3 protein-coding genes are annotated in these 2,741 nt (G+C 74.0%); 1 reads left to right on the top strand and 2 read right to left on the bottom strand.

Annotated elements, in window-relative coordinates:
- Both Q7T67_RS20570 and Q7T67_RS20565 read right to left on the bottom strand, forming a co-directional pair.
- The coding region (locus tag Q7T67_RS20570) for a hypothetical protein (protein ID WP_304794451.1) at positions 1–582 on the bottom strand (582 nt) is incomplete at its 3' end.
- Positions 583–930: 348 nt separating this feature from the next.
- Positions 931–1,131 carry a hypothetical protein gene (locus Q7T67_RS20565; RefSeq protein WP_304794448.1) on the bottom strand — a complete coding sequence of 67 codons (201 nt, stop codon included), beginning with the start codon at positions 1,129–1,131 and terminating at the stop codon, positions 931–933.
- A gap of 416 nt (positions 1,132–1,547) precedes the next feature.
- Here Q7T67_RS20565 and Q7T67_RS20560 point away from each other — a divergent pair, with 416 nt between their 5' ends.
- Complete coding sequence (locus Q7T67_RS20560) at positions 1,548–2,657, top strand: NDP-sugar synthase (RefSeq protein ID WP_304794445.1); 1,110 nt, start codon at positions 1,548–1,550, stop codon at positions 2,655–2,657.
- The last annotated feature ends 84 nt before the right edge of the window (positions 2,658–2,741 follow it).

Below are 2,741 nucleotides of genomic sequence, written 5' to 3'. Positions count from 1 at the left end.
GGCGGAGGCCTCGGCGGCGCGCTGCTGGCTCGCGGTCGGGCGGGGCGCGACCTGGGCGGTCGGCTGGACCAGCGGCGTCTCGGCCTGCGGCTGCTGCTGGGCCTGCTGGTCGGCGGGGGCGCCGTCGGGCTCGAAGGCGGCGTGGGTGGTCTGCGCGGCGTGCGTTCCCGCGCCGTCGTGCACGGGCGAGGGGTGCTCCGGGTCGGCGTGCCTGCCCGGCGAGTAGGTGTCGATCTCGGGGATGACGGCGTGGTCCGAGCGGCGGGGCGGCAGCGCGGACGGGTGGCTCGACGCCAGCGGGACGGTGCCCGTGGCGATGGCCGAGACGCCCGTGCCGTACCCGGCCGGCGGGGCGGTGCTGCCGCGGCCGGAGCCGATCCCTGCGCGTGCGACCTCGAGGGCCAGGTCGTGGAGCGCGCTCTGCGTCGTGGCCAGCTCTGCGGTGAGGCGCTCGACGACGGTCAGGAGACGGTCGACCGTGGTCTCCTGCGTGCTGCCCAGGCCCATGACCCGGTCGACGTTCGGTGCCGTATGGCGGACGCCGGTCTGGGTGGGGCCGGCGTCGTAGCGCTCGTAGGTCATGGATCCCTGAGGGTTCATCGTTCGGTACGGGCCCGGCTGGCGAGACACCGCCTCGATCGAAACTGTGTTCGACGCCGGTATCAAAGACCTTTCGGGGCCTGCTCAGAAGTGTGACGGATGGGAGGCACGTGTCCACCCCCGCGCGTCCCGCGCACGTGGGAGGCCACGACCGCATATCCGCAGCACTCGGCGCGAATCGTCTCATGGATCCGGGCCCCCGTCGACGGACGTCCAGAGAAATCACCCGGGCGGTGGACGGCCGGGGGTGACGCCGTCACCCCTCGGCGACGGAAGGGAGCCCGTCCGGCTCCCCGGGGGCCGGACGGGCTGGCCCCTCCCCGGGCGGCGTCACCCGGCGTCGACCGGACGCTCCTCGTCGGTCGGACGCTCCTCGTCGGCCGGCGTGTCGCGGACGAGCACCGGCCCGCGGTCGTTGCCGATGCCGCGCAGCACGAACGCCTCCCTCGTGTACGAGTAGCGCAGGGCTGGGCGGAGCACGGCGAGGACGACGGGGTGGACCTTGTGCCGCGGGCGGGGGGACGTGCGCATGGGTGTGGGCCTCGTGACGCCGGGCTTCCGGCGGTTCGGGGATGGAACGTGGGGTTCCACAGGTCCTACGTCTCCACAGCGCGGCTCCTGACGGTGTCCACCCGATTGGCGCGGTGGCACTCGGACCCGCAGATACCGGATCGATGCGGGGCCGACCCGGGACCGACCCGCCGACGGCAGAGCATCCCCCTCACGGCGACAACGAGGGGAGGCGGCCGAACGGTCGACGTCGGGGTGGACACTCACCCCAACAGGCGTCCAGTTCGCGTCGGGTGTCTCTCGAACGGTGTTTCCCGGGTCGTTGCACGGTGCAGCACCACGAAGTCCGGATCCCGCGGCACGCGTCACGAAGGTCCAGCAGCACCGATGTCCCGCGCTCCGTCCGGAGCGGCACCATCACCGAAACGGAGCACGACATGCAGGCAGTCATCCTCGTAGGGGGCAAGGGCACCCGCCTTCGCCCGCTGACCTCGGACCGGCCCAAGCCGATCGTCCCGGTCGCCGACCGACCCTTCCTCGCCCACATGCTCGAGTGGGTCGCCCGTCACGGCATGACCGACGTCGTGCTGTGCTGCGGCTTCAAGTCCGACGCGGTCGTCGAGGTCATCGGTGACGGCTCGCAGTACGGCGTCAACGTCACCTGGGTCTTCGAGCCCGAGCCCCGCGGCACCGCCGGGGCCGTGAAGATGGCCGAGGAGCACCTGCAGGAGCGGTTCATGCTCATCAACGGCGACGTGCTGACGGACATGGACCTGTCCGCGCAGATCGCCGCCCACGAGCGCAGCGGTGCGGTCGCCACCCTGGCGCTGGTCCCCGTCGAGGATCCGTCCGCCTACGGCCTGGTGCGCCTGGAGGACGACGGCCGCGTCCGCGGGTTCCTCGAGAAGCCGAAGCTCGAGGACATCGACACGGACCTGATCTCCGCGGGTGCCTACGTGCTCGAGCGCCGGGTCATGGACATGATCCCCGCCGGCCGCGAGGTCTCGATCGAGCGCGAGGTCTGGCCGCACCTCGTCGGCGCGGGCCTGCACGGACACGTGCACCGCGGTGCCTACTGGATGGACATCGGCACACCCGAGCGCTACGTGCAGGGCGTCGCCGACGTGCTGTCGGGCGCCGTGCGCACCGCGACGCTCGACCGACTGCAGGACGGCCCCGTCATGGCCGGCGCCGACGTCGACCCGACGGCGATCGTCGCCGCGGACGCCCTCGTCGAGGTCGGCGCCCGCGTCGGCGCCGGTGCCCGGATCGGCTCCGGCTCCGTCGTCGGCGCCGGCGCGTCGGTCGACGCCGGCGCCACGCTGGACCACGCGGTGCTCCTGCCCGGCGCCCGCGTCGGCGCCCGTGCCGAGCTGTCGTCCTGCGTCATCGGCGCGGACGCGACCATCGGCGACGCCGCCCACGTCAAGGACCACGTCATCGTCGCCGACGCCGCCATGGTCCCGGCCGGCGAGCGCCTGCCGCCGGTCGCGGTCGCCCCGGCCGAGGTCGCGCCCGCCGCGCCCCGGCCGATCGCCGCGGACTGACCGCGCGGGCGCGGGCGGGCGCTCGGTAGCGTCCGCCCCGTGCCGCGCACCCGCCCTGCCCGCCGCGCCGCGTCGGCGTCCGTC

Origin of the sequence: Patulibacter sp. (assembly GCF_030655195.1) — a bacterium.
Classification (GTDB): domain Bacteria; phylum Actinomycetota; class Thermoleophilia; order Solirubrobacterales; family Solirubrobacteraceae; genus Patulibacter.
This window is presented reverse-complemented; position numbering and strand designations above follow the sequence as displayed.